General features: G+C 63.7%; 22 protein-coding genes and 4 pseudogenes. 15 read left to right on the forward strand and 11 right to left on the reverse strand.

The features are described 5' to 3' along the window. Positions 1-101: 101 nt before the first annotated feature. The gene (locus tag NIBR502773_RS01230; protein WP_141155128.1) at positions 102-1,124 is read left to right on the forward strand and encodes an alpha/beta hydrolase; all 1,023 of its coding nucleotides are present in this window, start codon (positions 102-104) and stop codon (positions 1,122-1,124) included. Then, positions 1,121-2,326, forward strand: coding sequence for an MFS transporter (locus NIBR502773_RS01235; protein WP_141155129.1), 1,206 nt, complete (start codon positions 1,121-1,123; stop codon positions 2,324-2,326). Before NIBR502773_RS01230 ends, NIBR502773_RS01235 begins: the two co-directional genes overlap by 4 nt. Here NIBR502773_RS01235 and NIBR502773_RS01240 read toward each other — a convergent pair. Further along, complete coding sequence (locus NIBR502773_RS01240) at positions 2,278-3,021, reverse strand: SDR family NAD(P)-dependent oxidoreductase (RefSeq protein ID WP_065942077.1); 744 nt, start codon at positions 3,019-3,021, stop codon at positions 2,278-2,280. The two genes, NIBR502773_RS01235 and NIBR502773_RS01240, sit on opposite strands and share 49 nt — an antisense overlap. Before the next feature lie 138 nt (positions 3,022-3,159). Between NIBR502773_RS01240 and NIBR502773_RS01245 the strand changes: the two genes are divergently transcribed. Together NIBR502773_RS01245 and NIBR502773_RS01250 are read left to right on the forward strand one after the other, a co-directional pair. Next, positions 3,160-3,510, forward strand: coding sequence for a helix-turn-helix domain-containing protein (locus tag NIBR502773_RS01245; RefSeq protein ID WP_199275504.1), 351 nt, complete (start codon positions 3,160-3,162; stop codon positions 3,508-3,510). A 66-nt stretch (positions 3,511-3,576) separates the two neighbouring features. Further along, positions 3,577-6,186 carry an EAL domain-containing protein gene (locus tag NIBR502773_RS01250; protein ID WP_115488365.1) on the forward strand — a complete coding sequence of 870 codons (2,610 nt, stop codon included), beginning with the start codon at positions 3,577-3,579 and terminating at the stop codon, positions 6,184-6,186. Here the strand turns inward: NIBR502773_RS01250 and NIBR502773_RS01255 are convergent. Then, the gene (locus NIBR502773_RS01255) at positions 6,143-6,964 is read right to left on the reverse strand and encodes a helix-turn-helix domain-containing protein (RefSeq protein WP_065942075.1); all 822 of its coding nucleotides are present in this window, start codon (positions 6,962-6,964) and stop codon (positions 6,143-6,145) included. The genes NIBR502773_RS01250 and NIBR502773_RS01255 overlap by 44 nt on opposite strands. A gap of 97 nt (positions 6,965-7,061) precedes the next feature. Between NIBR502773_RS01255 and NIBR502773_RS01260 the strand changes: the two genes are divergently transcribed. Beyond that, entirely contained in the window at positions 7,062-8,273 is a 1,212-nt protein-coding gene (locus NIBR502773_RS01260) for an MFS transporter (RefSeq protein ID WP_141155130.1), read from the forward strand. Between the two features lie 110 nt (positions 8,274-8,383). Continuing rightward, on the forward strand, positions 8,384-9,547 hold the full coding sequence (locus NIBR502773_RS01265; RefSeq protein WP_141155131.1) for a GGDEF domain-containing protein: 1,164 nt from the start codon (positions 8,384-8,386) through the stop codon (positions 9,545-9,547). On the opposite strand, the gene iolG is transcribed toward NIBR502773_RS01265, so the two are convergent. Together iolG and NIBR502773_RS01275 are read right to left on the reverse strand one after the other, a co-directional pair. After that, positions 9,535-10,539 carry an inositol 2-dehydrogenase gene (iolG, locus tag NIBR502773_RS01270; protein ID WP_108572923.1) on the reverse strand — a complete coding sequence of 335 codons (1,005 nt, stop codon included), beginning with the start codon at positions 10,537-10,539 and terminating at the stop codon, positions 9,535-9,537. The genes NIBR502773_RS01265 and iolG overlap by 13 nt on opposite strands. 35 nt (positions 10,540-10,574) lie before the next feature. After that, positions 10,575-11,600, reverse strand: a complete 1,026-nt coding sequence (locus tag NIBR502773_RS01275; RefSeq protein WP_141155132.1) for a LacI family DNA-binding transcriptional regulator — start codon at positions 11,598-11,600, stop codon at positions 10,575-10,577. A gap of 122 nt (positions 11,601-11,722) precedes the next feature. Here NIBR502773_RS01275 and NIBR502773_RS01280 point away from each other — a divergent pair, with 122 nt between their 5' ends. The 3 genes from NIBR502773_RS01280 to NIBR502773_RS01290 are packed head-to-tail and all read left to right on the forward strand — an operon-like array spanning position 11,723 to position 14,657. Further along, a complete protein-coding gene (locus NIBR502773_RS01280; protein ID WP_065942070.1) occupies positions 11,723-12,565 on the forward strand; it encodes an SDR family oxidoreductase in 843 nt (280 codons plus the stop codon). Next, on the forward strand, positions 12,565-13,698 hold the full coding sequence (locus tag NIBR502773_RS01285) for a phytanoyl-CoA dioxygenase family protein (protein WP_141155133.1): 1,134 nt from the start codon (positions 12,565-12,567) through the stop codon (positions 13,696-13,698). The genes NIBR502773_RS01280 and NIBR502773_RS01285 overlap by 1 nt, the downstream gene beginning before the upstream one ends. A gap of 35 nt (positions 13,699-13,733) precedes the next feature. Beyond that, positions 13,734-14,657 carry a sugar ABC transporter substrate-binding protein gene (locus tag NIBR502773_RS01290; RefSeq protein ID WP_141155134.1) on the forward strand — a complete coding sequence of 308 codons (924 nt, stop codon included), beginning with the start codon at positions 13,734-13,736 and terminating at the stop codon, positions 14,655-14,657. Positions 14,658-15,079: 422 nt separating this feature from the next. Here the strand turns inward: NIBR502773_RS01290 and NIBR502773_RS30785 are convergent. Then, a pseudogene (locus tag NIBR502773_RS30785) lies at positions 15,080-15,217 on the reverse strand (DUF2834 domain-containing protein); the annotation flags it as partial. Here NIBR502773_RS30785 and NIBR502773_RS01300 point away from each other — a divergent pair. Together NIBR502773_RS01300 and NIBR502773_RS01305 are read left to right on the forward strand one after the other, a co-directional pair. Next, a pseudogene (locus tag NIBR502773_RS01300) lies at positions 15,213-15,512 on the forward strand (transcriptional regulator); the annotation flags it as partial. The pseudogenes NIBR502773_RS30785 and NIBR502773_RS01300 overlap by 5 nt on opposite strands. A gap of 56 nt (positions 15,513-15,568) precedes the next feature. Beyond that, complete coding sequence (locus NIBR502773_RS01305; RefSeq protein ID WP_141155135.1) at positions 15,569-17,275, forward strand: amidase; 1,707 nt, start codon at positions 15,569-15,571, stop codon at positions 17,273-17,275. 117 nt (positions 17,276-17,392) lie between these two features. Here NIBR502773_RS01305 and NIBR502773_RS01310 read toward each other — a convergent pair. From NIBR502773_RS01310 to NIBR502773_RS01320, 3 genes and pseudogenes are all read right to left on the reverse strand, one after another. Next, a pseudogene (locus tag NIBR502773_RS01310) lies at positions 17,393-17,479 on the reverse strand (CPBP family intramembrane glutamate endopeptidase); the annotation flags it as partial. Positions 17,480-17,523: 44 nt separating this feature from the next. Next, positions 17,524-17,994, reverse strand: coding sequence for a RidA family protein (locus NIBR502773_RS01315; protein WP_141155136.1), 471 nt, complete (start codon positions 17,992-17,994; stop codon positions 17,524-17,526). After that, positions 17,991-18,209 (reverse strand): DUF6434 domain-containing protein, encoded by a 219-nt coding sequence (locus NIBR502773_RS01320; RefSeq protein WP_098479339.1) that lies wholly within the window; start codon positions 18,207-18,209, stop codon positions 17,991-17,993. The genes NIBR502773_RS01315 and NIBR502773_RS01320 overlap by 4 nt, the downstream gene beginning before the upstream one ends. Positions 18,210-18,455: 246 nt before the next feature. Between NIBR502773_RS01320 and NIBR502773_RS01325 the strand changes: the two genes are divergently transcribed. Then, a complete protein-coding gene (locus tag NIBR502773_RS01325) occupies positions 18,456-18,884 on the forward strand; it encodes a nuclear transport factor 2 family protein (RefSeq protein WP_141155137.1) in 429 nt (142 codons plus the stop codon). Positions 18,885-18,907: 23 nt separating this feature from the next. On the opposite strand, the gene NIBR502773_RS01330 is transcribed toward NIBR502773_RS01325, so the two are convergent. After that, positions 18,908-20,233, reverse strand: coding sequence for a PLP-dependent aminotransferase family protein (locus NIBR502773_RS01330; RefSeq protein ID WP_141155138.1), 1,326 nt, complete (start codon positions 20,231-20,233; stop codon positions 18,908-18,910). A 55-nt stretch (positions 20,234-20,288) separates the two neighbouring features. On the opposite strand from NIBR502773_RS01330, the gene NIBR502773_RS01335 reads away from it, so the two are divergent. After that, positions 20,289-21,212: a DMT family transporter gene (locus NIBR502773_RS01335; RefSeq protein ID WP_373682407.1), complete on the forward strand. Its 924-nt coding sequence runs from the start codon at positions 20,289-20,291 to the stop codon at positions 21,210-21,212. Here NIBR502773_RS01335 and NIBR502773_RS01340 read toward each other — a convergent pair. After that, positions 21,209-21,765: pseudogene (locus NIBR502773_RS01340) on the reverse strand (YceI family protein). The gene NIBR502773_RS01335 and the pseudogene NIBR502773_RS01340 overlap by 4 nt on opposite strands. An 86-nt stretch (positions 21,766-21,851) precedes the next feature. Here NIBR502773_RS01340 and NIBR502773_RS01345 point away from each other — a divergent pair. Continuing rightward, complete coding sequence (locus tag NIBR502773_RS01345) at positions 21,852-22,346, forward strand: PaaI family thioesterase (protein ID WP_141155139.1); 495 nt, start codon at positions 21,852-21,854, stop codon at positions 22,344-22,346. Positions 22,347-22,390: 44 nt separating this feature from the next. Beyond that, entirely contained in the window at positions 22,391-23,278 is an 888-nt protein-coding gene (yghX, locus tag NIBR502773_RS01350) for a YghX family hydrolase (RefSeq protein WP_141155140.1), read from the forward strand. A gap of 62 nt (positions 23,279-23,340) precedes the next feature. Here the strand turns inward: yghX and NIBR502773_RS01355 are convergent, their stop codons facing one another. Next, the gene (locus NIBR502773_RS01355; protein ID WP_141155141.1) at positions 23,341-24,525 is read right to left on the reverse strand and encodes a DUF2252 family protein; all 1,185 of its coding nucleotides are present in this window, start codon (positions 24,523-24,525) and stop codon (positions 23,341-23,343) included. Positions 24,526-24,552: the final 27 nt, after the last annotated feature.

The following is a 24,552-nucleotide window of genomic DNA, read 5'->3' on the forward strand; positions in this document are numbered from 1 at the left end:
CGCCAGACTCAGAGGATCAGGCAAGTAATCCAGTGGAACGCACTACAGAACCCTCAGCCACGCCGGGAAAATGTGCCGACCCCCTTCTCAAGGATCCATCCATGAAAAGCCTCTTGCTCACCCTGAGTCTGCTGGTGATTTCGTTCTCTTCTCTGGGAGCCGACATGTCCAACGGTGCCAACAACTTCTACACAAGCGACAAGGTGTCCGTCGAAAAAGTCACCTTCAACAATCAATACGGCATGCCGGTGGCGGGCAACCTGTTCATGCCCAAACAGCTCGCCCCGGCCTCGAAAAATGCCGCGCTGATCGTCGGCCACCCGATGGGTGCCGTCAAGGAACAGAGCGCCAACCTCTACGCCACCAAAATGGCCGAACAGGGCTTTGTCACCTTGTCGCTGGACCTGTCGTTCTGGGGCGAAAGCGCAGGCACACCACGCAATGCGGTGCTGCCCGACCTCTACGCCGAAGACTTCAGCGCCGCCGTGGACTTCCTCGGCACCCGGCCGCAGGTCGATCGTGAGCGCATCGGCGTGATCGGCATCTGCGGCAGCGGCAGCTTTGCCATCGCGGCGGCCAAGATCGACCCACGCCTCAAGGCCATTGCCACGGTCAGCATGTACGACATGGGCGCCGCCAACCGCAACGGTCTCAAGCACGGCATGACAGAGGAACAACGCCGGCAGGTGTTGGTGCAGGCGGCCAACCAGCGTTACGTGGAATTCCAGGGCGGCGAGACCCTCTACACCAGCGGCACGCCGCTCAAGCGGAGCGGCAACCCGATTGGCGATGAGTTTTTCGATTTCTACCGCACACCGCGCGGCGAAGTCACCCCGGCTGGCGCGTCGCCGCAGACCACCACCATGCCGACGCTGACCAGCAACGTGAAGTTCATGAACTTCTATCCGTTCAACGACATCGAGACCATTTCCCCTCGCCCGTTGCTGTTGATTGCCGGTGCCGATGCCCACTCCCGCGAGTTCAGCGAAGACGCCTACAACCGTGCCGCCGAGCCCAAGGAGCTGGTAATCATCCCCAACGCCGGCCATGTGGACCTTTACGACCGGGTCAACCTGATCCCCTTCGCCAAGCTCACCAGCTTCTTTAAAAGTCACTTGAAGTGATCTCGATAAACCCTCACGCGCCCCGCTGGGGCGCCGTCTTCGCCCTGTCCCTGGCAGCCTTTGCCCTGGTCGCCTCGGAGTTCATGCCGGTGAGCCTGTTGACCCCGCTGGCCGCCGACCTGGGCATCAGCCAAGGCCAGGCCGGCCAGGGTATTTCGGTGTCAGGCCTGTTTGCCTTGCTCACCAGCCTAGTGATCGCCCGAGTGGCGGCGCGCGTGGATCGCAAGCGCCTGCTGGTCGCGCTGACCTTGCTGATGATCGTGTCCGGCAGCGTGGTAGCGTTCGCGCCGAACTACCTGATCTTCATGCTGGGCCGCGCCCTCATCGGCGTGGCCATCGGCGGCTTCTGGTCGCTGTCGGCAGCCACCGCCATGCGCCTGGTGCCCGAGGGCCAGGTGCCGCGCGCCTTGGCTATCGTCAATGGCGGTAACGCACTGGCAACCGTGATCGCGGCACCGCTGGGCAGTTTCCTCGGTGGTTTGATCGGCTGGCGTGGCGCGTTTTTCTGCGTGGTGCCGGTGGCCGTGGTCGCGGTGCTGTGGCTGCTGCTGAGCCTGCCGTCGATCACGCCCCGCAGCCAGGCCGGCAACGGCCACCTGTTGCGCTTGATCAAGCGTACCCCGGTGGCCCTGGGCATGCTGGCCGTCAGCGTGTTTTTCATGGGCCAGTTCATGCTGTTCACCTACCTGCGGCCGTTTCTGGAAGGTGTTACCCAGGTGGGTGTGTCGCTGCTGTCGCTGATGTTGCTGGTGCTCGGGCTGGCCGGTTTGGCCGGCACGCTGCTGATCGAGCGTGTCCTGAAGAACGGCCTGTACCCCACGCTGATCGCCATTCCCGTATTGATGGCGGTGATCGCCCTGGCGTTGGTCGCATTCGGCAGTTCGCCCGTTATCACCGGCGCGCTGCTCTGTGTGTGGGGCCTGGTAGCAACCGCCGCGCCGGTGGGCTGGTGGACCTGGCTGGCAAAAACCCTGCCTGAAGATGCCGAGGCAGGGGGCGGCTTGATGGTTGCCATCATCCAACTGGCAATCGCTGCCGGGGCAACGCTGGGCGGCGTGGTGTTTGACCTGTGCGGCTACCAGGTGACGTTTGCCTTGAGCGCCGCACTACTGTGCATGGCGGCGATACTCGCCTGGGCCGCTGCGCGGGTCAGTCAACGCGCACTGTCGATGATCTGCCCGCCATCCGGTGTCAGGCTGTAGCCGGTGATGAACTGCGCATCCTGGCTGGCCAGGAACAGCGCCACCGGCGCGATGTCGTCTTCCGGCGAGCCATAACGCCCGAGCACATTGGTGGGTGCCGGAGCGTCATAGCTATCACCCCAGGTATCGGCCACCGGCAGCAGGTTATTGACGGTGATGTTGTCCACACCCCATTCCCGCGCGGCCGAGCGGGTCAGCGCGCGTACCGCTTCCTTGGCCATGTTGTAGGGCGCGTAGCCTTGCAGGCCGATGATGCCGGCCAGCGAACCGAAGTTGATCACCCGCCCTGCCCCGCTGGCCTTGAGGTACGGGTAGCAGGCTTGCATGGTGCGCAGGTAGGCAATCGGGCCCATGTCCAGGTTGCGTTGCAGTTGTTCGACCGGCAACTCGAGCACCGAGGAAAACACCACGGACGGGTCGAATGCGTTATTGACCAGAATGTCGATGCCGCCGTAGGTGGCGACGACGTTCGCCACCGCCGCGCTGACCTGCGCCGCATCGGCCAGGTCGCACACCACGCCGAGTGCCGTGCCGCCTGCGGCCTGGATATCGGCCACCACGCGCGCGACGTTTTCCGGGGTGCGCGACACCACGGCGACCTTGGCGCCCTGGGCCGCGAACAGCTTGGCCGTGGCGCGGCCGATACCACGTCCGGCACCGGTGACAATGGCGACTTTTGCGTTGAGTCGGGACATGTGTTTTCTCCAGTCTGTGAGGGATGAATTTCAGCTAAGATCCCCGCCGAGATGAATTCGCACAAGTAGGATGAAAAAGTGGCAGTCAGTATGGAAAACCAGACTAAAAGCGTTGAAAAGCTGAATATGCATGAAGAAATGCGGCGTGCATTTTCACTGCTCAGCGGCAAGTGGAAACTGGAAATCATGTGGCTGTTGAACCAGCGGGTCTATCGGTTCGGCGAGCTGCGCAAGACCATCGGCGGCATCACCCAACATATGCTCACGGCCCAACTTCGCGAACTGGAAGACGATGGCCTGGTGACCCGCACGGTGTTCGCCGAAGTACCGCCCCGGGTCGAATATGAAATAACCGCCAAAGCCCGCGCGCTCGCGCCAACCCTGCAGGCGCTGATGGCGTGGTGGGCTGAATACGGCGACAGCCTGCCGGTGAAGCCGCCATCCCGAGGGCGCACCGCGCTTCAACGCCCGCCAACACCGAAGCGCTAAGTTTTTTACCCGCGCCGCCGATAACCCGTCATACCAATGACTTGCAGCGACGTCCTGCGGGAAACCATGCCGAACTCTCTCGCCCCTATCGTCCGCACCTTGTCCGACCGCAGCAGCCTGTCGCTGGCGCGCACGTCGCTGTTCAATTTCGTGGCGTTGCTGGCCCTGGTCTTTGCCGCCGCCGCCTATTCCCTGGTTTATCTCGCGCACGAACTGGATCACTCCGAACAGCAGGAAAGCGCGTTTTATACGCGTAAAGCCGTGCAATCCCTGGAGAAGTCCCTGCGGGTGACCGTCAAGGACTACGCCTTCTGGAGCGATGCCTACAAGCACCTGCACATGACCGTGGACAGCGACTGGGCCTACGCGCGCGGCAACGTCGGCGCCACGCTGTATCAGGACTTCGGTTTCCAAGGCCTGTTTGTGGTCGATAACGACAATGGCACGGTCTACTCGGTGATCAAGGGCGAGCTGCAAAGCATCGAGCTCTCGCAGTGGCTCGACCAGCCCTTGACCGAAATTATCGAGCAGGCGCGTGCCGGGGCTGAAAACGAAACACCGGTCACGGCGTTCATCAATGTACGCGGCAGCCCGGCACTGGTGGCCGCCGCCGCGATCACACCCGGCACCGACCCCACGGTAGTGCCCGATGGCCGGCCGGCCTCGGTGTTGATCTTCGTCGATGTCCTCAACAGCGCCAAGTTGCACGCAATCGGCGATGAGTTCGGCGTGGGCAAGCTGCATGTGGCCACGCCCGATGACATAGGCCAAACCTTGGTTTTCCCCCTGGGCGACAACGGCGCCGCCGGCAGCCTGCACTGGGAACCGGCCCGGCCCGGCCTGCGTTTGATGGGCGTAGGCCTGCCGCTGCTGGGCCTGGCCGCGTTGCTGGTGTGCCTGATGACCTGGGTGATACTGCGCCGCACCACCGCCGCCGCCCTCGCCCTGGATGCCAGCCACACCTCGCTGCAAGACAGCCAGGCCGCCCTGGCCACCAGCGAGGCGCGCTTTCGTGACGTGGTGGAGGCCAGCTCGGACTGGGTCTGGGAAATCGATGTCGGCTGGCGTTTTACCTATCTGTCGGAGCGTTTCGAAAGCGTCACCGGCCTGACCCGGCAAGCCTGGCTCGGTGCGGCCATGAGCGACCTGCTGGACACCGAGGCCGACCTGCTGTCGCAGTGGCTGAGCACTCCGGGCCGGCGCGTGGACATCAGTGTGCAATGCCGCTATATCGATGCCCAGGGACAGGAGCGCACAACCCGGCTGTCGGCCCGGGAAATGCCCTGTGGCGGGTTTCGCGGGACGGCCACCGACGTCACCGAAGAAGTCGAAGCACGTCGGCGCATCGAGTACCTGTCTCAACACGACGCCCTGACCGGGCTGCCCAACCGCACGCGCCTGCAGGCATTCCTGGACGGCAAACTCAAGGCCCTGCCCAGCGTCGAGCAGCCGCTGGTGATGCTCAGCCTCGACCTGGACCGCTTCAAGCCGGTCAATGACCTGCTCGGCCACGCCGCCGGTGACCGGGTGCTCAATCAAGTGTCCGGCCGCCTGGCCGCCTGCGTGCGCCACGGCGACCTGGTGGCCCGCGTCGGCGGCGATGAGTTTGTGCTGATCCTCAGCGACGCCGGCAGCCAGGATGAAGTCGAAAGCCTGTGCCTGCGCTTGATCGAGTCCATCGAGCAGGCGATCAAGATCGACGAACAAGAGGTGTTTATCAGTGCCAGTATCGGCATTGCCCTGGCGCCCACCGATGCCCGCGATGCCACCGAACTGCTGCGCTACGCCGATATCGCGCTGTATGAGGCCAAGGCGGCCGGGCGCAATACCTGGCGCTTTTACTCCGGGGACATGAATACGCGGATCATCGAGCGGCGGCGCCTGGAGAGCGATCTGCGCTTTGCGATCAAGCACGCCGAACTGCGCCTGCACTTCCAGCCGCGCTATCGCATCGCCGATGGGCAGATGGTCGGGGCCGAAGCCCTGGTGCGCTGGCAGCATCCGGTACGCGGGCTGATCGCCCCGGACACCTTTATTCCGATTGCCGAAGAATCGGGGCTGATCCTGGCGCTGAGTGATTGGGTACTGGCAACTGCCTGTGCGTGCGCGGCGCAGTGGCCCGACACGCTGTTCGTCTCGGTGAACCTGTCACCCACCGAGTTCAAGCGCGGCAACCTGGTGGAGCGCGTGCGCCACGCCCTGGGCGCCTCAGGTATCGAACCTGCGCGCCTTGAGGTGGAAATGACCGAAAGCGTCATGCTCGAGGACGCCGTCGGCGCACTTGAAGTGATGCGCACACTCAAGCAACTGGGCATCCGCATTGCCATGGATGACTTCGGCACCGGCTATTCGTCCCTCAGCTACTTGCGGGCGTTCCCGTTCGATGGCCTGAAAATCGACCGCAGCTTCCTCACCCGGCTGGAGGAAAGCGAGGATGACAAGGCGATTATCCAAGCCATTGTCGGCTTGGGCCGTGCCCTTGCCCTGACGGTCACGGCCGAAGGCATCGAAACCGCTGAGCACCTGGCCATGCTCAAAAGCGTGGCGTGTGAAGAAGGCCAAGGCTACTTCCTCAGCCGACCGCTGGATATCGACGCATTCAACGGCTTGCTGGACGACTACTGCGCCGACGTCAGCGGAAAAAATGACTCGGGGTCTTGCCAAACTGTTTCTTGAACATGCTGGTAAATGCGCTGGGGCTTTCGTAGCCCAGCTCCAGGGCCACGTCGATAATCTTCTGCCCCACCGCGATACGCTCCAATGCCAGCAGCAGCCGCGCCTGCTGGCGCCATTGGCCGAAAGTCATGCCGGTGTCCTTGCGGAACAGGCGCTGGATGGTTTTCTGGTCGAGGGCCAGGCGCTCGCTCCAATCCGCCACGGTGGAGGCATCGCCCGGGTCCTCCTGCCACGCCAGGCAGATCTGCTGGATCCGCAGATCGGCGGGCTGCGGCAGCGACAGCGGCAAGGCCGGCAACAGCGCCAGCTCGTCGAGGATCAGGTGCATGATCCGCGCATCGCGGGAGTCTTCGGCATAGGGCGGTTTCAAACTCACGGAGGCCTTGATCAGCTCACTCAGCAGCGGCGAGATACTCACCGCCTTGGTCTCGGTCGGCAGGTTGGGGAAACTGTCGGGGCGCACGAACACGCTGCGCATTTTCAGGGCGCCCACGCAACGCAGGGAGTGCACGTGCCCGCAGGGCATCCAGAAGCCGCGATTGGGCGGCACCGTCCATTGGTTGTGCGCCGAATGCACCACCATCACGCCTTCGGTGGCGTAGAGTAATTGATGCTTTTCGTGACTATGGTCGGGGATCACCCAGTTTTCCGGATAATCGGTGGCCGAACTGATGACGGCCCAGTCGCCCTCATCGATTTCCTGCAAAAATTTATCCAGTGATTTGATCATTTCGCCCTTTTTACGATGGTTGCCTCCCGAATTACGCGAGACAGGCATTCCTGGGGAATCTAGCATAAGCCCTGAAACAAATTGAAATGGGCAGCCTGCTCAAGTACTCGCTGCCCCTGTTCGCTGCCTTGTATGGAATGCCTGCATGTCGACCCTGACCGCATCACCTGCCGCCACCTCGAGTCCGCCCCACGTAAGCCCGTTAGTCCTGCGTATCCTCGGCGCCTGTGCCCTGGCGCACCTGATCAATGACCTGATCCAGGCCGTATTGCCGTCGATCTACCCGATGCTCAAGGCCAACTATGGCCTGACGTTTACCCAGGTCGGCCTGATCACCCTGACGTTCCAGCTGACCGCCTCGCTGCTGCAACCCTGGATCGGCTACCACACCGACCGGCATCCCAAGCCGTGGCTGCTGCCAGCGGGCATGGTCTGTACCCTGGTCGGTATCCTGATGCTGGCGTTTGTCGGCAGTTTCCCGGCGATCCTGCTGGCGGCAGGCTTGGTGGGCGTCGGCTCGTCGACCTTCCACCCGGAAACCTCGCGCGTCGCGCGCCTGGCCTCCGGCGGGCGCTATGGCCTGGCGCAATCGACCTTCCAGGTCGGCGGCAACGCCGGCAGCGCGTTGGGGCCGTTGCTCGCGGCGGCGATCATCATTCCCTACGGCCAGGGCAACATCGCCTGGTTCGGGCTGTTTGCCGTGTTCGCGATCCTGGTGCTGTATGGCTTGAGCCGCTGGTACCGCAACCACCTCAACCTGTTCAAGCTCAAGCAAGGCGGCAAGGCCACCCACGGCTTGTCCAAGGGCCGCGTGACGTTTGCCCTGGTGGTGCTGGCGGTGCTGGTGTTCTCCAAGTACTTCTACATGACCAGCCTGACCAGCTACTTCACGTTCTACCTGATTGAAAAATTCCACCTGTCGGTATCGAGTTCCCAGATGTACCTGTTCCTGTTCCTCGGGGCGGTGGCCGTGGGCACCTTCGCGGGCGGGCCGATCGGCGACCGGATCGGGCGTAAGAAAGTCATCTGGTTCTCGATCCTCGGTGCCGCGCCGTTCACCCTGGCCCTGCCCTACGTCGACCTGTTCTGGACCGCCGTGCTCAGCGTGGTGATCGGCTTTATCCTCGCCTCGGCGTTCTCGGCCATCGTGGTATTTGCCCAGGAACTGGTGCCGGGCAATGTCGGCATGATCGCCGGGATCTTTTTCGGCCTGATGTTCGGCTTCAGCGGGATCGGCGCGGCCTTGCTCGGACTGCTCGCCGACAGCCACGGCATCGAGTACGTCTACACACTGTGCTCGTTCCTGCCACTGGTGGGCATCCTGACGATACTGCTGCCGTCGACCAAAGGCGTCTAGACCGCCGATCATCGGATGGCTGTATGCCATTATCGTTTGGGCTCTGAAAAACCTGCGTGTGCGCTTACAATCCCCGGCTTCAACGCACACCCAGGCAGACCCGGCACGAAATGACGCTCGACCCTCCTACGATTCTGGCACTCACCGTTGCCCTGGCCGCCGCCGCTGCCCTGTACCTGGCCATAGAATGGCGCAGCGTACGCGAACCGTCGCTGCTGCTCTGGAGCGCCGGTTTCGCCACCATCACCGTCGGCTCCACCCTGGCCCTGCTGCGCATCAATGGCTACCTGCTCATCGGCATCTGGTTTGCCAACGGCTTGCTGGTGGCCGCGCACTGCCTGTTCTTGCTCGGGGTCGCGCGCTTTACCCAGGTACGCCTGTCGCCGCGGTGGTGGCTGCTGCTGGCCGTGTGGCTGGGCATGCTGATGCTCCCGACCGATCTGCCGTGGTCCAAAGCCATGTTGGGCGTGCAGTCGCTGCTGGTCGCACTGCCGACCCTGCGCGCCAGTTTCCTGCTGCGGCCCCACGGCCGATCATTGAGCATCGGCGCGGTGCAACTGCGTTATGTGCTGCTGGTCCACGGCATGTTCTACGTGGCCAAGGCGCTGTCGGTGGTGATCCCCGGCACCTTGATCGACCTTGCGGCGTTCAAGGGCGAGATCATCCAGGTGTCCCTGGTGGAAGGTGCCATGGCGATCATGCTGATTGCGCTGTCGATGACCGGCTCGGAACGCTACCGCCGCGAACAGCAGATCGCCCGCCTCGCCGCCCGCGACCCGCTCACCGCCCTCTACAACCGCCGCGCCCTCGACCTGCGCGCGCCGCGCCTGCTGGCCCAGGTGTCGGCGCAACAACCGGGCGCCCTGCTGCTGATCGATATCGACAACTTCAAGTCGGTCAACGACCTCCACGGCCATACCGCCGGCGACCGTGTGCTGATCGCCTTGAGCGAGATGATTCGCGCCGTCGTGCCCCGAGGCGCGCTGGCCGCACGTTTGGGCGGTGATGAGTTTGTGATCCTGCTCAACCCGGCCTCAACCGAGCAGATCGTCGAACTGGGCAGCAGCCTGCGCGAGCAGTTCCAGCAACTGGCCGCACAAACCTTCGCCACGCCCGCGCCGGTGACCCTGAGCATCGGCGCCACCCTGTTCGACCAGCCGCCGGCCAGCCTGGCGGCGCTGATCGAACAGGGCGATACCACGCTGTATGAATCCAAGCGTGGCGGACGGGACAGCATTCGGTTGGTGGATCGGACCGGGGCCTACAGGTCGTAACTGACCGCCACACACCTCCCCGTCCTCACCGACTCCAACGCACAATCGGCCAGATGCAGCGCATACAACCCGTCGCGCACACTGGTGGGCAGTGCCTGGCCGCTGTTCAGCGCATCGATAAACCGGGTCAGCTCATTGCGATAGGCATCGGCGTAACGCTCCAGGAAGAAATGCTGCAACGGTTCCAGCGCTTCGGTGTGGTCGGCGCTCCAGTGGCGCAGGGTGCTGGGGCGATGGTTGTCGGTGAGCAGCACGCCAAGGGCGCCGGAGACTTCCACGCGCTGGTCGTAACCGTACACCGCCTGGCGGCAGCAGTTGATATGGCATTGCTTGCCGGAGGCGGTACGCAGCAGGACCATCACGCTGTCGTAGTCGTCGATCTGTTCCAGGCTCGGGTCCACCAGGCGGCTGGCAATGGCGCTGACTTCCACCGGTTCCTCGCCGAGCAGGTGGCGGGCGGTGTCGAAGTCGTGGATGGTCATGTCGCGCAGGATGCCGCCGGAGTGTTCCAGGTAATCCCGCGGCGCCAGGCCTGGGTCGCGGCTGGTGATGATCACCTGGCGCACCGCGCCGATCTGGCCGGCATCCAGGGCCTGGCGCAGGCGCAGCATGTCGGGGTCGAAGCGGCGATTGAAGCCAAGCATCACCTTGCCGCCCTGGCGTTCCACGGCCTGGGCGGCGCTGCGGGCCTTGGCGATGTCGAGGTCGATGGGCTTCTCGCAGAGTACCGCCTTGCCCTCGGCGACGGCGGCCAACAGCAGGTCGATATGGGTGTCGGTGGGGGTGCCGATGACCACGGCGTCGATGTCTTTGCGCGTGAGGGCGGCGGCACAATCGTAGGCCGCCTCGCAGCCCAGTTGGCGGCTGAGCGCATCGACGCCTTCGCGCCAGGGGTCGGCCACCAGCACCAGCGTGGCATTCGGGTGGGCGGCGACGTTGGCGGCGTGGATCCTGGCGATGCGCCCGGCACCTAGAACAGCGATACGTAGCATGGTTGAACTCCTGGTGTTGTTGTTGGAGGGAGTACTCAGTCCGGCAGGTTGAACGGGGTGACGATCTGCACCTGTGACGGCGCAATCGGCCCGGCCTTCCACAACCGGTGGTAGTGCAGGATGTGCAGGAACACGTGGCGGGCATCGATCTGCAGGTTGTGGTCGATGATCGCGGCGATTTTTTCGTCCAGCAGCAGTTGGCGGTTTTCTTCGTCGAGGTCGTGGCCGATAAACACTTCCAGCGGGCGACCCAGGGCGGCGAAGGCGTCGACAATCGCACGGTTGCCGCCACCGACGCTGTACACCGCCTTGAGGCCGGGATGCTGTTGCAGCGCCTGGGTGACCCGCTCGAAGGTGCGCGGGTACACGCCATAGCCGCCGCTGACGTCCAGCACCCGCAGGTGCGGGGCTCGCCCGCGCAGCCAGGCGCGAAAGCCCATCTCGCGCTCCTCCTCGCCCCGGAACAACTCGCTGCCGATCACCACCGCCACGTCCTGGGGCTGCGCCGGCAGCCAGCGCGACATCAGGTAGGCGGCGGTCTGGCCGGCGGTGCGGTTGTCCATGCCGACGTAGCCGATGCGTTCGCTTTGCGGCAGGTCCGTCACCAGGGTCACCACCGGGATGCCCGCTGCGATCAGGTGCTTGACGGCCTGGTTCACCGCCGGTTCGTCGGCGGCCTTGAGCACCACGCCCTGGCTGCCGGTGTCGAGGCAGCGCAGCAACTGATCGTGCATGGCCTGGGGCTCGATTTCTTCGAACAGGTGAAAACGCGGGGCGATGCGAAACGGCGCCAGGCTGGCCAGTTGCGCGGTGATCGCCGCCTGCACCGCGGCGCTGAAACGCTGAGGGGTGTGCATGATCACGTCGACATGGAAGGTGCGCCCTACCGCCAGGCCGTTTTTCTCCTGGGACTCCAGTTCATCCAGCGCCTGCTCGATACGTCGGCGAGTCTGGGCGTGCACGCTGCCGCGCTGGTGCAGCACGCGGTCGACCGTGGCCTTGCTCACGCCCGCCTGGGTCGCGAGCTGCTTGATGGAGAAGTGTTTGGCGCGTTCGAGCATGGGTTTCGCCTGAGGTGTTTATGAGGTCTTTTTTAGGTATTGCTGAGGTTTTCCAATGCTAGTCTCAGTTTTGTCCGGCGTCGAGCCGGGCAATCAAAACAACAACAATCCAGGAGAACCCTATGCCTCAAGCCGACCTCGCCAGTACCTTCAACGGCCAATATTTTGTCGTCACCGGCAGCACCCAGGGCCTGGGCGCCGCCGTGGCCCACACCCTGGCGCGACGCGGCGCCGCCGGGCTGATCATTTGCGGGCGGCGCCGCGCCCAGGGCGAAGAACAGGTGCGACAGTTGGCGCAGCTGGATTGCCAGGCGTTTTTTGTCGAGGCCGACCTTGAACAGGTCGAGGATTGCCGCGCGATCATCGACGCCGCGCGCACCCACTTCGGCACCTTGCATGGCCTGGTGAACTGCGCCGGGATGTCGGACCGCGGCACCATTGTCGACACCTCGCCGGAGCTGTTCGATCGGCTGATGGCGGTGAATGTGCGGGCGCCGTTTTTCCTGATGCAGGACGCGTTGAAATTGATGATCAGCCAGGGCGTGGAAGGCGCCGTGGTGAACATCCAGAGCATCACCGGGCATGGCGGGCAATCGTTCCTCAGTGCCTATGCGGCGTCCAAGGGGGCGCTGGCGATCCTGACCAGGAACGTGGCGTTCAGTGCGCTGCGCAACCGGATCCGCGTCAACGGCCTGAACATCGGCTGGATGGACACGCCCCATGAGGATCAGATCCAGCGCCAGTACCACGGCGCCCAGGACGGTTGGCTGGCTGAGGCTGAACGCGCGCAGCCGTTCGGTCGCCTGCTCAAGCCCGAAGAGGTGGCGCAAAGCGTGGCGTTCCTGCTGTCGCGCGAGTCGGGGATGATGACCGGCGCGGTGATCGACCTGGAACAAGGCGTGGTCGGCTGCACCGACAGCGGCAGCCCGCAGCCCTTCAAGGCCCTGAGCCTGGGAGGTGAGTAATGTCGGCATTCGTGACACTGCAGGATGTACGCATTGAGGATTTCAAGCAGATTTGCGCGCAACAGGCGCGTGCCGAGGACTATCCCCTGGCCGCTGAAGTGCTTAGCAACGTGCCGGTCTATCAGGCCAGCACCTTGCGCAACAGCGACCGCCACACGGTGATGAATGAACTGCACCGGTTGTTTCGCGATGGACCGGGCGTGATGGTGGTGCGCCGCGCCTATGAGGACCTGGAAGTGGTGGATCGCCACAGCCAGGTGTTCGAGGCGATCTTCGCCCAGGAGGCCGCCCAAGGCGTGGCCGCCGACCATTTTGCCAAGGCCGGCAGTAACGGGCGTATCTGGAATTCATTGCAGAAGGCCGCGCTGCAGTCGCCGCAATCCTTTGTGGAGTATTACGCCAACCCGCTGCTGGGGCTGATCGCCGAGGCGTGGCTGGGCCCGAGCTATCAGGTGACGGCGCAAGTGAACGTGGTGCACCCCGGCGGCCAGGCGCAACAGCCACACCGCGACTATCACCTGGGCTTCCAGACCACCGAGGTGGTGGAGCGCTTTCCGCTGCCCTTGCATGTGCTGTCCCAGTACCTGACGTTGCAGGGCGCCGTGGCCCACTCGGCGATGCCGCTGGAAAGCGGCCCCACCCAGTTGCTGCCGTTTTCCCAACAATACGCCCTGGGTTACCTGGCGTGGCGGCGCCCCGAATTTATCGAGCACTTCCAGCAGCACGCCGTGCAACTGGCGCTGGACAAGGGCGACCTGCTGTTTTTCAACCCGGCGCTGTTCCACGCCGCCGGCACCAACCGCACGGCCGGCCACCAGCGCATGGCCAACCTGCTGCAAATCTCCTCGGCCTTCGGCAAGCCCATGGAAGCCCTCGACCGCGACCGCATGATGCTGGCGGTGTACCCGGCCCTGATGGCCAACACGGCCCTGGACGCCCAGGCGATTGCAGCGGTGGTGGCCTGCACCGCCGACGGCTATGCATTCCCCACCAACCTCGACACCGACCCACCCTTGCAGGGCCTGGCCCCGCAAACCGGGCAACAACTCATGCTGCAAGCCCTCGACGAACGCTGGGCGTATGAGGACTTCGCCGCGGCCGTGGCGCAACTGCGGGCCAAGCGCCAGGCGTGATGCTTTAACAACAACAAAAACAACGGAGCACAACCATGAAGAAGCAATTCCTTGCGGCACTCTTGACCCTCGCCATCACCCCCTGGGCGCTGGCCGATATACGGATCGGCGTGAGCATCGCCCAGGTCGACGACGTGTTTCTCGCGCAAATGCGTGACTACATGGCCGCCCACGCCAAGGAACTGCCCGGCGTGACCCTGCAATTCGAAGACGCCCAGGGCGACGTGGTGCGCCAGCTTAACCAGGTGCAGAACTTCACCGCCCAGGGCATGGACGCGATCATCGTCAACGCCGTAGACACCGCCGCCACCCAGAAAATGACGGTCAATGCCCAACAGGTCAGGATCCCGCTGGTGTACGTCAACCGCCGCCCCGAGTTCAAGGAAGTACCGCCGGGGGTTGGCTATGTCGGCTCGGATGAGATCAAGGCCGGTGAAATCCAGATGCGCTACCTGGCCGAGAAAATGGGTGGCAAGGGCAACCTCGCGATCATGCTCGGGCTGCTCTCCAACAACGCCACCCACAACCGCACGCAGGGGGTCAAGAACGTGCTCAAGGACTATCCGGGTATCAAGATCGTCGAGGAGCAGAGTGCCGAATGGCAGCGCAGCAAGGCGATTGACCTGATGAACAACTGGATCGTGTCCGGGCGCAAAATCGACGCCGTGGCGGCGAATGCCGACGAAATGGCGATTGGCGCGGCCATGGCGATCAGCCAGGCCGGCATGCAGCCCGGCAAGGATATTCTGGTGGCCGGCAGCGATGGCGGCGCGGCCGGGCTGGATGCGGTGAAGAAAGGCCAGTTGCTGGTGACGGCGTATCAGGACAATAAGGGGCAGGCCGTGGGCTCCATTGACCTGGCGGTGAAGATGGTCAAGAAACAGCCGTATGACGCCGAGCTGACCATTCCTTACCAGCAGATCACCAAGGACAACTACCAGGCATTCCTCAACCCATAAACTTCATTGTGGCGAGGGAGCTTGCTCCCGCTGGGCCGCGAAGCGGCCCCAGCTCTTTGTTTGAAAAAAACGGGACTGCTGCGCAGTCCAACGGGAGCAAGCTCTTATCAAACTTAAAATAACTCACTGATTTTAAAGGGTTAAAGTTTCACACTGAAGTCTTGAGTCCTGCATAAATAATTTCAGGCGAGCGCATTCTTGTGGTGAGCGGGCTTGTCCCGCGTTGGGCTGCGCAGCAGCCCCAAAACCAGGTGCAGAGGAGTGTCTGATACACCACATTTGTCTTCATCAGGGGCGCTTCGCACCCCAACGCGGGCGGTGCGACGATTCGACAAGCCCGCTCACCACAGAGGTCCCAGTTTGCTGCGCGACAGCGCGGCGTCGAAGACGGGGTGGGGCCTCCCTCGCCACAAGTAGACCCGTCAGCCCTGACGTTCCGCGCGTCGCACAACCCCATTTACGACGATATAAAGCAACGGCCCCACCGACACGAACACCGCCGTCAGCAAGAAATACGGCAGCACCGACGCCAGCGACCGCCCCCGCGCCCGTGCATCCCTGGCCTGGCAACGGGCAAGCCGCGAGGCGCTGGGCAACCCTGTGCTGGCCGCTCTACTGGCGAGCCTGCCCGCCCCCGCCCATACCACGCCGCCGCCTGAAATGCCGCCGCTGGTGTTGACCCGCGTGCACACCAGCCGGGGCGAGCTGAGCTTTCTGTCCACCTTCACCACCTTCGGCATGCCCCAGGACATCACCCTCGCCTCCCTGCGTATCGAGCATCTGATTCCCGCAGACGACGCCACTTGGCAGGTGATGCGTGCCGCCCATGGGGAAAATGCCGCACTGGTTTTGTGAAATATCTGTACGTAGACTGCCGCCATACCTCAACTTAAGGCGGCGAAGAAAACGTCATGCAAGTTACCGAAGTCTCCATTGCCCAATTGCGCGCGGCGCTCGAATCCGGCCAGACCACGGCCGTTGAACTGGTGCAGGCTTACCTCGCACGGATCGATGCCTACGACGGTCCGCAGACAGCTACCGCACTCAACGCCGTCGTCGTGCGCAACCCCGACGCCCTGAAGGAAGCCGAGGCCTCCGATGCACGCCGGGCCAGGGGCGAATCCCTGGGGCCACTGGATGGTATTCCCTACACCGCCAAGGACAGCTACCTGGTCAAGGGGCTGACCGCCGCCTCCGGCAGCCCGGCGTTCGCCAAGCTGGTCGCCCAGCGCGATGCCTTCACCATCGAGCGCCTGCGTGCCGGTGGCGCCATCTGCCTGGGCAAGACCAACATGCCGCCGATGGCCAATGGCGGCATGCAGCGCGGCGTGTATGGCCGCGCGGAAAGCCCGTATAACGCCGACTACCTCACCGCGCCGTTCGCCTCTGGTTCATCCAACGGGGCCGGCACCGCCACCGCCGCCAGCTTTGCCGCCTTCGGCCTGGCGGAGGAAACCTGGTCCAGCGGCCGTGGCCCGGCGTCCAACAATGGCCTGTGCGCCTATACCCCGTCCCGCGGGGTGATTTCGGTGCGCGGCAACTGGCCGTTGACCCCGACCATGGACGTGGTGGTGCCCTACGCCCGCACCATGGCCGACCTGCTGGAAGTGCTCGACGTGGTAGTGGCTGAAGACCCGCACACCCGTGGCGACCTGTGGCGCCTGCAGCCGTGGGTGCCGATCCCCAGCGTCGCTTCGGTACGCCCGGCGTCTTACCCTGAATTGGCGGCGACGGCCGAATCCCTGGCCGGCAAGCGCTTCGGCGTGCCGCGCATGTACATCAACGCCGACCCCGAGGCCGGCACCAGCGAAAAACCCGGCATCGGCGGCCCGACCGGGCAGAAAATCAACACCCGTGCCAGCGTGATCGACCTCTGGCAAGCCGCACGCCAGGCCCTTGAAGCCGCCGGTGCCGAAGTCATCGAGGTGGATTTCCCACTGGTGTCCAACTGCGAAGGCGACCGCCCCGGCGCTCCGACCGTGTTTACCCGTGGCCTGGTGTCCCGGGAATTCCTGCACGATGAACTGTGGGAGCTGTCGGCCTGGGCCTTCGATGATTTCCTGCGCGCCAACAACGACCCGGCCCTGAACCGCCTGGCCGATGTGGACGGGCCGAAGATCTTCCCCCACGACCCCGGCACCTTGCCCAACCGTGAGGACGACCTGGCCGCCGGCATGGACGAGTACGTGCGCATGGCCGAGCGCGGCATCACCCCGTGGAACGAGATCAGCACCGTGCCCGATGGCCTGCGCGGCCTTGAGCAAACCCGACGGATCGACCTGGAAGACTGGATGGATAAGCTCGGCCTCGACGCGGTGCTGTTCCCGACCGTGGCCGATGTGGGCCCGGCGGATGCCGACGTGAACGAAGCCAGTGCCGATATCGCCTGGAGCAATGGTGTATGGGTGGCCAACGGCAACCTCGCCATCCGCCACCTGGGCGTGCCTACCGTTACCGTGCCCATGGGCGTGATGGCGGACATCGGCATGCCGGTCGGGCTGACCTTTGCCGGGCGCGCCTACGATGATTCGGCATTGCTGCGCTTTGCGGCGGCGTATGAAGCCACCGGCAGCAAACGCCTGATCCCGCCGCGCACGCCGCCGCTGGCGACACACTAACTGATTCACTGTGGGAGGGGGCTTGCTCCCGATGAGGGCGTGTCAGTTGATGCAGCTGTGGCTGACCAACTGAAATCGGGAACAAGCCCCCTCCCACAGTTCTAACCGCATTTCAAGTCAGGCCATATAGGGCACGGCAATCAGCAGGATTGCCGTGCCATGGCAGGCCGTCGCAGCCAACACGCCATGACGCATGCGCACCAGGTGCAGCCCGTAGTTGAGCAGGACTACCAGGCCTTGGCTGACCATCAGTCGTGCGCAACCGCGACCATGTCGATTTCCACCGCCGCCGACTTCGGCAGTTGCATCACCCCCACCGACGTGCGCGAATGCACCCCGGCACCGCCGAGGATCTCGTGCAACAGGTCCGAGGCGCCGTTGGCCACTTCACTCTGCTGATCGAAGTCCTCGGCGCTGCGTACATACACGGTGATACGCGGGATGGCCTTGACCCGGTCCAGCGAACCGAGTGCCTGCTTGAGCAGGCCCAGGCAGCGCAATGCACTGATGCCGGCGGCGATTTGTGCCTGGGCCAGGGTCAGGGTGTCACCGACTTTACCCGGCAGCATGATCGTGTCGCCTACGCGAGGGATCTGCCCACTGATGTACAGGTAGTTGCCGTCGCGCACCAGCGGTGTGTAGTTGCCGCCGACTTTGAATTCATCCAATTGATAGCCGAGGCGTTTTTGCACGGCTTGGTATTTTTCATCGGGCGTCATGGGCGTGCTTCCTCGTTGCGTCGTTGCCATTCATCCACCACGTCGCCCATGGTCTTGGGCGTTGCGTTGCGAATCCAGGCCATGAAAGGCCGGTCGAACTTGAACCCCGGCCCACAGTGTTCAAGCATGAAGCGGCGCACGTTCTGGGTGTTTTTATAGTGTGGGGTCACGGGAGTGGCGCGGGTGATGGGTTCGCTGTGCCAGTCAACATCCATTTTGTCTCTCCGGAGATCTGGGGGGCGGGCAGTAGCATAGCGATGTGCTACTTGCACCGGAAGCGAGGTTTAAGCCAAACGAGGTGTTGGGACATCGTATAAGAAACCCATATGTCCACACCCCTTGAAACGCCAATACTTTCGAGATATTTCAAATTTTTCTTTCCTTCCCTGGGGAAAATATTGCATGGTTGTACGATGACTTAACGAGTCATATCCGCCCCCAACAACAATAAGGAAACACCCATGCAAAACGTCAAAGTGCTGATCGGATTTCTGTGCCTGTTCAGCGGCTATGTGTCCGCCGCCCCTGCCGCCGACAAAGACGTCGCCCAAGCGGTCGACCACCTCACCCAGGCCATGCTGCATAAAGACCTCAAGCAGCTCCAGAGCCTGACCGCCGAGAACCTCACCTACGGCCACTCCAGCGGCAAGATCCAGAACAAGCAGGAATTCATCGCCGACATCGAGACCGGGCGCAGCGGCTTCAAGACCCTGGAAATGCAGAAACAGACCATCACCCTGAGTGGCGATACCGCCCTGGTACGCAACCACTTCTCCGCCCTGGCGGTGAACAGCGGCAAGGAAGTGCCCACCGAAATCGAGAACTTCCAGATCTGGCAAAAACAGAAAGGCCACTGGCTGCTGATCGGTCGCCAGGCGTTCAAATTCTGATGGCTAGCGGTGGGCCATCGGGCTCACCACTGCACCACCTTGCGCACCTTCAGCAACGCCTCGCGCAGCGCCGGCATGTCCACCGAGCCCAAGGCCAGGCGCAACGCATGGGGCACGTGGGCCGAGACGGCGAAGGGCTCGGCGGTGGAGACGGAAATGCCGTCACGCTGCAAGGTCATGGCGACTTGATCGGCGCGGGCCTCTTCCGCCAGGGGCAGCCACAAGAAATACGATGACGGGTGGCTGCTGTAGGCCAGCCCCTTGAGCACCTGCGCCGCCAAGGCTTGCCGCGCCCGCGCATCCTGGCGCTTTTGTGCTTCAAGTTGCGCCACCGTGCCATCCTCGATCCAGGCCACCGCAATCGCACTCATCACCCCCGGCACGTTCCAAGTGGTGGCCATGATGGTGCGTTCCAGTGCTTTGACCCAACCCGAAGGGGCAGCGATAAACCCCACGCGCAGGCCGGTCGCGACACTTTTCGACAGCCCCCCCACGTAGACCGTGCGCTCCGGCGCCAATCTGGCCACGGGCAGCGGCGCGTCCTCGGCCAGGAACGCGTAGGCCGCGTCCTCGATGATCATCAGGTTGTGCTCACGGGCAATCGCCACCAACTGCTCGCGCTGCGCCAGGCTCAGCACCCAGCCCAACGGGTTATGCAGGGTCGGCATGCTGTACACGGCACGCACCGGGCGCTTGCGACATAGGCTGTGCAGGTGGTCCAGGTCCGGGCCGTCGGCGGTGACCGGAATGGCGACAATTTCCAGGTGCAGGGTCTCGGCCAGCACCTTGAACCCCGAATACGTCAAGGCGTCGACGGCGATCACATCACCGGGCTTGAGCAAGGCCATCATGGTCACGGCCAACCCGTGCTGGGCGCCGCTGACCACCAGCACCTGTTCGGCCTCGACCGTCAGCCCTCGGCTCAACAGGTGCCGCGCGACAGCCGCGCGCTCATGCAGGCGACCGGCGTGGGGCTGGTAACGCAGCAGCGCGTCGAGGTCGCCGGACAGTGCCAACTGGCGCAATGCGGTGCGCAGCAAATCGGCCTGGCCCGGCAAGGACGGGTAGTTGAAATTCAGATCGAGCATGCCCGCCGCCACACTCATCTGCCCGCTGCCCTGCCCCGGCGGCAGCGAGATTTCTCGCACGAAGGTGCCTCGGCCTGTTTCGCCACTGACCAGGCCCATGGCCTCCAGCTCGGCGTACACCCGGCTCGCGGTGACCAACGCCAGGCCATGCTCGGCGGCCAGTTGGCGGTGGGTCGGCAGTCGCGTGCCGGGGGGCATGCTGCCTGAGCGAATGGCCTCGGCGAAGCTGTCGACCAACGACTTGTAGCGGGCACGGGGCATAAGCGATGTATCCATGACAATTTTTTGATTGTCTTTATCTTCAACCCTAGGATGCCTGCCACGCAACTCATCCTTTTCGGACACCCTTTATGGAACGTACAGCCCCCTCAGCAACCTCGACACCCGCACCCAAGGCTGGATCAACGGTTTCATCGGCGTGGTGATCTTCAGCGGCTCGCTGCCGGCCACGCGCCTGGCGGTGATGGAATTCGACCCGGTGTTCCTGACCATGATCCGCGCCGCCATTGCCGCGCTGCTGGGGCTGGCCTTGCTGGGGCTGTTCAAGGAGCAACGTCCCGCACGCCAGCAATGGATGCCCCTGGCCATCGTCGCCCTCGGCGTGGTGATCGGCTTTCCGTTACTCACCGCGCTGGCCCTGCAATACGTGACCTCCGCGCACTCCATCGTCTTCATCGGCCTGCTGCCGCTGGCGACCGCCGTGTTTGCTGTACTGCGTGGCGGCGAGCGTCCACGCCCGGTGTTCTGGCTGTTTTCGATCCTCGGCAGCCTGCTGGTGATGGGGTACGCCTTCGCCCAGGGCTTGAGCGCCGCACCGGCGGGTGACGTACTGATGCTGCTGGCGGTGCTGGTGTGCGGCCTGGGGTATGCCGAAGGCGCCAAACTGTCGCGCAGCCTGGGCGGCTGGCAGGTGATCTGCTGGGCACTGGTGGTGTCGTTGCCGGTGGTGGTGCCGTTGAGCCTGGTGCTGGCGCCGTCGAGCGTCAGCGGCATCAGCCTGCCGGCCTGGCTGAGCCTGGGCTATGTGTCGCTGTTCAGCATGCTGATCGGCTTTGTGTTCTGGTATCGCGGCCTGGCCCAGGGTGGCATCGCCGCCGTCGGCCAATTGCAACTGCTGCAACCGTTCTTCGGCCTGGCGCTGGCAGCGGGCTTGCTACATGAACAGGTCAGCCTGGGCATGCTGCTGGTGACGGTCGCGGTGATCGGCTGCGTGGCCGGGGCCAAGCGGTTCGCGCGCTAACGTTGGGGCGCGACCATCTTGAACTTGATGTTGATGTCGTCGGACACCACGCTGTTGCCGGCCCATTCGCCTTCGCCGATCCTGAAGTCGCCGCGCTTGAGGATCAACTCACCGTCGAACACGCCAATGCCATCCAGCTCCTTGAGCACCACGTTGACCGCCACCGGGCGCGTGGTGCCCTTGATCGTCAGGTTGCCGCTGATGTTGAAGCGGTTATCCCCAGGGCCTTGACAGCGGTGGACTCATACACGCCCACCGGATAGGTCGCGGTATCGAACCACGAGGCCCGTTGCAACTCGTCGTTGGCATCGGGGCTGCCGGCATCGATACTCGCCAGCTGGATCTTGAGCAAGGCATGTCCGCTTTCGGGCTTTTGCGTGTCAAAGCTCAGCGTGCCTTCGAAGTCGCCGAAGGTGCCATACACCCGCTGCCCCAACTGCTTATAGGTAAAACTGATCTGGCTGGCGGTGCGATTGACGTCGGTGTACTCCGCCGCCTGGGCACAGCCGATAGCACCCAGGACCAGGACCAACGGGAGAATTCGACGCTTCATGCCACGCTCCGCAAAAAAAGGATGTATTCCCATCAGGTGCCTGTCCTGCTAAACAGATTAGCCGCTCACAACAATAAGGACGCTGCATGCCCACCCCTTCTCTACAGGACATCACCGCGCCGGAAGGCATCTGCTACGGCTGCGGCGGCAGTAACCCCCATGGCTTGCATATCAAGAGCCGCTGGGATGCCGATGGTGTCCATCTCATCGCCGAACATCACCCCGAGGCAAAATACAGCGGCTGGCCCGACCTGGTCTACGGCGGCCTGATCGCCATGCTGGTGGACTGTCATTCCAACTGGACCGCCATGGCCTACCACTACCGTGCCGAACAACGCGAACCCGGCAGCCTGCCGCGCATCGACTGCGTCACCGGCAACCTGGGGATCAAATTCATCAAGCCCACGCCCATGGGCGTGCCGCTCACCCTGCGGGCTCGGGTCGAGGGCGAAGTGGGGCGTAAAAGCCGCGTGGTCTGCAAGGTGTACGCCGGTGAGGTGCTCACGGCGATCGGCGATTCGCTGTTCGTGCGCGTCGACACCCGCGAACTGGCTGCGGCCGCCCATGGCCGTGACGGCTGATCCTGGTCTACATTGACTGGCACCGCTAATCGAGGACCGAACCGATGACTCGTCTCACCGCGAAAGACTTTGCCCCCGAACTGCTGGAACTCTACGACGGCTATGCCCACGGCAAGATCAACCGCCGCGAATTTCTCGACCGCGCCGCGCTGTTCACCTTTGGCGGCCTCACCGCCTCGGCCCTGCTGGCGGCCCTGAGCCCCAACTATGCCCTGGCCGAACAGGTGAAATTCACCGACCCGGACATCGTCGCCGACTACATCACCTACCCCTCGCCCAAGGGCAACGGCACGGTGCGTGGCTACCTGGTGCGCCCGGCCAAGGCCGCCGGCAAGTTGCCGGCCGTGGTGGTGGTCCACGAAAACCGAGGTCTCAACCCCTACATCGAAGACGTCGCCCGCCGCCTGGCCAAAGCCGGGTTTATCGCCCTCGCGCCGGACGGCCTGACCTCGATGGGCGGCTATCCCGGCAACGATGAAAAAGGCGTGGAACTGCAACAGAAAGTCGACCCGACCAAGCTGATGAACGACTTCTTCGCCGCCATCGAATGGCTGATGCACCACGACAGCAGCACCGGCAAGGTCGGCATCACCGGCTTCTGCTATGGCGGCGGCGTGACCAATGCGGCGGCGGTGGCTTATCCGGAACTGGGCGCGGCGGTGTCGTTCTACGGGCGCCAGCCGGAAGCCAAGGACGTGCCACGCATCAAGGCGCCGATCATGCTGCATTTTGGCGAGCTGGATACGCGGATCAACGAGGGTTGGCCGGCTTATGAAAAAGCCTTGAAGGCCGCCGGCACGACCTATGAAGCGTATATCTACAAGGGTGCCAACCATGGCTTCCACAATGATTCGACGCCGCGTTATGACGAGGCAGCGGCGAATCTGGCGTGGGAAAGGACACTCGGCTGGTTCCACAAATACCTGGCCTGATCGCAATCCAAATGTGGGAGGGGGCTGCCCCCTCCCTCATTGGAAAATCATCACATTCCAGATCAGTGTTCCAAGGCATACCGGCGGCAGTGGTTGAGGTAGCCCTGCTCATGACTGCCCACCAACTGCACCACGCTGGTCCATAACCACGACGGCGCATCCAATTGCCTGGAGCGGTTTTCCTGCAGCACCGCCATCCAGCCCTTGCACGTCGCCCGGTCCATCTGCCGGGCATGGGCGATACCGACCACCCGCGCCAGGTAACCGGCGGCGTGCATGGCATCGAGCTCACTCAGTTCGTCCAGTTCCAGCTTCATGTCCTGGGGCAACAGTTCGCGGATGAAAAAACCATGGTCCAGAAACCGTGTCGCCACCATGCGTTCACCCAGGCCCGGCGACAGCTGGCGGGCGCCCTCCACCACTCGGCGGCCGTTGTCCCTGGGCATCTTCGCCCGTGCCGCGCGCGGTGCGGCGGCGCCGACGGCTTCCTTGATATCGATCAGGCAGTATTCCTCATCGTCCTTGTCGCCCACCCCCAGCAAGACGGCGTAGCGCAACAGGCCGAGGGAGCTGCAGCCCTTGACCCAGTAAGCCGAATCCAGCAGTTGGACCTTGGCGTCCTTGGGACGGCCCTTGAGCGAGGTGACCAACTGATGGATGTCATCCGACGCGCAGACGCTTTCCAGCGCACTTTTTTCTGCCCGCGACAGCGACCAGAAATGCTTGCCCAGCGGGATCGTCGGCCGCACGTTGTCGATGCGCTCACGGGCCAGGCTTTTCCAGGTGCGCTCGACGGCGCTGCGCATCCCCGCCTTGACCTGGGACGGACGCGGCGGTACCTCGTCGGGCTTGTCCTTGAACGCCTGTTCATAGCCCACCATCATTTCTTCAAGCATGCGCGCGGTGGTCACGCCCGGCAGGTCCGAACCGCGCGCAGCGGTGGCCAGGGACAGCGCCAGACGCACCAGGTCGTGGGCCGGGTTGCCGATCACGGCCTGGTCAAGGTCGCGGATATGCATATCGATGCGGCCCTTGTTGTCGCCGGTAGGCCCCAGGTTGCCCGCATGGCAGTCGCCGCAGATCCAGATCGCCGGGCCTTGAGGCAGACGCCTGCCCATCTGGCTGTGCAGCCACTCGTAGAATTGCACGGTGCTGCCGCGCACATACGCGTGGGCGGAGCGTGCCATCTTCAAATTGCGCAGTTGGGTGAGGTGTGGCATGCGAGCGGAGGGGCGCGGTGTTTTCATGGAATAACTCAGTGCAGGTGTAGCGGT

The organism is Pseudomonas sp. NIBRBAC000502773, from assembly GCF_006517195.1.
GTDB lineage: Bacteria > Pseudomonadota > Gammaproteobacteria > Pseudomonadales > Pseudomonadaceae > Aquipseudomonas > Aquipseudomonas marginalis.